4 protein-coding genes and 1 pseudogene are annotated in these 3,533 nt (G+C 71.8%); 1 reads left to right on the forward strand and 4 read right to left on the reverse strand.

What is annotated here, in order from left to right:
* Nucleotides 1-891: pseudogene (locus tag IJH84_RS21515) on the reverse strand (peptidase M17); the annotation flags it as partial.
* A 119-nt stretch (nucleotides 892-1,010) separates the two neighbouring features.
* Nucleotides 1,011-1,178, reverse strand: a complete 168-nt coding sequence (locus IJH84_RS21520) for a DUF3117 domain-containing protein (RefSeq protein WP_200073288.1) — start codon at nucleotides 1,176-1,178, stop codon at nucleotides 1,011-1,013.
* A 374-nt stretch (nucleotides 1,179-1,552) separates the two neighbouring features.
* Between IJH84_RS21520 and IJH84_RS21525 the strand changes: the two genes are divergently transcribed.
* A complete protein-coding gene (locus IJH84_RS21525) occupies nucleotides 1,553-2,341 on the forward strand; it encodes an enoyl-CoA hydratase-related protein (RefSeq protein ID WP_295148229.1) in 789 nt (262 codons plus the stop codon).
* A 77-nt stretch (nucleotides 2,342-2,418) separates the two neighbouring features.
* Here the strand turns inward: IJH84_RS21525 and IJH84_RS21530 are convergent, their stop codons facing one another.
* Both IJH84_RS21530 and IJH84_RS21535 read right to left on the reverse strand, forming a co-directional pair.
* Nucleotides 2,419-3,006 carry a DNA-3-methyladenine glycosylase I gene (locus tag IJH84_RS21530; RefSeq protein WP_295148232.1) on the reverse strand — a complete coding sequence of 196 codons (588 nt, stop codon included), beginning with the start codon at nucleotides 3,004-3,006 and terminating at the stop codon, nucleotides 2,419-2,421.
* Complete coding sequence (locus IJH84_RS21535) at nucleotides 2,999-3,451, reverse strand: SRPBCC family protein (RefSeq protein ID WP_295148235.1); 453 nt, start codon at nucleotides 3,449-3,451, stop codon at nucleotides 2,999-3,001. Before IJH84_RS21535 ends, IJH84_RS21530 begins: the two co-directional genes overlap by 8 nt.
* Nucleotides 3,452-3,533: the final 82 nt, after the last annotated feature.

A 3,533-nucleotide genomic window follows, 5' to 3' on the forward strand; every position in this document is an offset into this window, starting at 1 on the left:
GCCGACCAGCACCAGGTGCGGACCGGACTTGATCCCCTCGGGCCGCCAGGTCAGCTCCAGCAGCCGGGGCGGGCTCACGGATCCGCCGCCGACCGCCAGCACGCCGCCGAAACCCTTGTCCGCCAACCACTTCTCGTCGCGGACGGCGGCCGTCAGGCCGGGCAGCGACCCGGCGAGCTCGGCGGCCGCACCGGTCAACCACGCGGGGTTCTTCACGTTGGAGGGCGTGTTGGCCAGGTCCCGCGCCAACGCGGTGGCGGCGGCCCACTCGTGCGCCTGCGCGACGGCCTCGCGCAATCCCGCCGGATCCGTGCCTTCGGGGACCACCAGCAGAGCTTTGCGCAGCCGGGGCGCGGTGGGCTTGCCGGTGACCCGGAACCGGTAGTCGCCCAGCGACAACCCGAGCGTCAACGCGGCGACGAGTTCCGCGTCGGCGTCCGCGGGCAACCGCACTTGGAGGTATTCGGCCTCGGTCGCGTCGCCGAGGTCTTCGGGATCGTCCTCGCCGGAGCCTTCACCGAGCCGTTCGCGCGCCGCGCGCGCCAGCGCCGCACCGATGGTGCGCCACTGATCACCGGAACCGGCGCCGACGGTCCAGCCGAACCGCCCGTCCGGCAGCGGAATCGTGCGCACGTCGCCCGCCGAAGCCGTCACTCCCAACGCTTCGAGCGTCGCGGTGTCCACTCCCCACGGTTCGGCGGCCGCAGCCAGGTCCGGGCCAGCCAAATCCGGGCCAACAGCACCGTCGAAGACCGGCACCGCCGCGGGCACGCCGTCCCGCCAGCGGGTCACGACGTCCACTTCGACCAGTGCCGTCGGGATCACCGGGAGCACCGCGTGCTCCCGCGACCGCGAAGAATCGAACACCGAGGAATCGGGCACGGATGGCATTCCTTCCTTGCAACGGGGCGGCCGGTGCGGCCCGCCCCACGGACGACGGCCCCGGCATCGCGGGAATGCCGGGGCCGGACCACGACGATCGGGGGCACGCCGGAGGTTTCGCGGCGGCCTCAGCCGGTGGCCGATTCCAGGGCGTCGCCCAGGTTCTTGGCCTCCTCCAGCGACATCTCGACGACGAGCCGCCCACCGCCCTCAAGGGGGACGCGCATCACGATCCCGCGTCCCTCCTTCGTCACTTCGAGGGGACCGTCACCGGTCCGGGGCTTCATGGCCGCCATAGCGTGCTCCCTCCGTGAACTCTTCCCACCCGCTGATCGCCACAATCAGCCGGGTCCTGGTCCATTCTCCCCCATCCGGAACCAGCCGCGAAACCGAGCCGATCAACTCGTGTCGCTGTTGCGCTGGTCGAATGCCTGCGCCGGGTGGCAGACTCAGCCTCCGTGCAGGCATGTTCAGCACTCCCCGGCTTACCGCGCGATGCGCCTTCGGCTAGCGTCGTGCGGCCATGGCGGCGAATTCGGCGGATCGTCCCTTCGGGACCGCTCGCGCCACGCGCCGTCGCCGGACCGGCACCACCAGTGCATGAGTCCACTGTGGAGGAGGCTGCCGCCGATCCGGCGCGGCACAGCTCATCGCGACGAAAGGGCGAGAAGTGTCCGATGTACTGCTGACCCAGGACAACGACGGCGTGCGGTCGCTGACGATGAACCGGCCGGAGTCGTTCAACGCGCTCAACGTGGAGCTCAAGGTCGCGCTGACCGCCGCGTTGCGGGAAGCCGCCGCGGACGACTCGATCCGCGCGGTGGTGCTCGCGGGCGCCGGCCGGTCGTTCTGCGCAGGGCAGGACCTCAAGGAGCACATCGCGCTGCTGGAAGCCGACGACCCGAGTCCACTGCGGACGGTCGAGGAGCACTACAACCCGCTGATCCGGGCGGTGGCGACGATGCCGAAACCGATCATCGCGGCGGTCGGCGGCAGCGCGGCGGGCGCGGGGGCTTCGCTGGCGTTCGCCTGCGACCTGCGGATCGCATCGGCCGACGCGAAGTTCCTGATGGCCTTCGCCAACGTGGGGCTGTCCACCGACACCGGGGCGTCGTGGACGCTGCCGCGGCTGATCGGCTACGGGCGGGCGATGGAGCTGCTGCTGCTGGCCGAACCGGTGGGCGCCGACGAGGCGTTGCGGATAGGCATGGTCAACCGGGTCGTCGAGGCCGGGCAGGCCACCGAAGCGGCAGGCGAGCTCGCCGCGCGGATGGCTACCGGACCGACCAGCGCGTACGCCCGGATCAAGGAGACGATGCGCGCCGCGGCCGCCGAAGGACTCGACGAAGCCCTCGACGTCGAGGCGGGTGCCCAGATCGAAGCCGGCCGGACCGCCGATCACCGCGAGGCCGTCTCGGCGTTCGTGGCCAAGCGCAACCCCGACTTCACCGGCCACTGATCCCACCCGGCACCGAGTGAACGGCCTGCTCGCCTGGCTAGATTGGGCGGGCGGTCCGTTCACTCACGACGAACAGCTCACTCCGGGGCGGTCGCGCGCCAGCAGCCGGCGAGGTGGTCGTCGACCATCCCGGTCGCCTGCATCAGCGCGTAGCAGGTCGTGGGGCCGACGAACACGAAACCGCGGCGCTTGAGCTCCTTGGCCATCGCCTTCGACTCCGGCGTGATCGCCGGGACGTCGTCCGACTTCTTCGGCCGCGCCCGGGAATCCTGCGGCGCGAACGACCACAGCAGCTCGTCCAGCGGGCGGTCCAGCTCCAGCACCGCGCCCGCGTTCCGGATCGCCGCGTCGATCTTGGCCCGGTTGCGCACGATGTCCGCGTCGGCCAGCAACCGCTGCCGGTCGTCCGGACCGAACTCGGCGACCCGCCGCGGGTCGAACTCGGCGAACGCGCGGCGGAACGCCTCGCGCTTGCGCAGGATCGTCAGCCAGGCCAGCCCGGACTGGAAGGCTTCCAGCGTGATCCGCTCGAACAGCGCCGCCTCGCCGCGCAGCGGGACGCCCCATTCGGAGTCGTGGTACTCGGCGTAGTCCGGCTGGTTCGCTCCCCACGGGCAGCGCGCCCGGCCGTCCGAACCGATCACGACCGCGCCCGGCTCAGCCATCGCGCCGATGCTCCACGCAGAACACCGCGAACCGGTCCAGCGACTTGCGCAGCCCCCATGCGAACGCGGGCCGGACCACCGGCCACGCCGGTCCGGTCCCGGCCGGCAGCGACAAGTCCTCCCACCACACGAACGTCGAGCGGTCGTCGTCACCGCGGGAGATCACCCGGAAACCGCCCTCGCCGGAGATCAGCCGCCCGGTGTGCCGGACGCGGCAGCACAACGGCTCGCGCATCTCGACGATCTCCATCGTGTCCAGGAAACCGAGCCCGTAGAAACCGGTGAACGCGGCCAGCTGCGAACCGGGACCGCCGTCACCGCGGACGACGTGCACCGAGGTCCCCAGCATCCATTCGCCTTGGCGCGGCCAGTCCGTCGCGGCCGCCCACACCGCCTCCGGCGGCGCCGGGACCGGCACTTCCAGCCGCAGCTGCGCTCTGCCCACCGGACTCACTCCTCCCGATCCGCCGACCGGGCATCGCGCAGCTCCTCGCCGGCCACGTCGAACTGCCGTCCGCATTCGCCCA

The sequence above is a fragment of the Saccharopolyspora sp. genome (assembly GCF_017434145.1).
Classification (GTDB): domain Bacteria; phylum Actinomycetota; class Actinomycetes; order Mycobacteriales; family Pseudonocardiaceae; genus Saccharopolyspora_C; species Saccharopolyspora_C galaxeae.

Coding starts and splice junctions, on each gene's coding strand:
- IJH84_RS21520 (WP_200073288.1), bottom strand. CDS start 1,178: ATGGCGGCCATGAAGCCCCGGACCGGTGACGGTCCCCTCGAAGTGACG.
- IJH84_RS21530 (WP_295148232.1), bottom strand. CDS start 3,006: ATGGCTGAGCCGGGCGCGGTCGTGATCGGTTCGGACGGCCGGGCGCGC.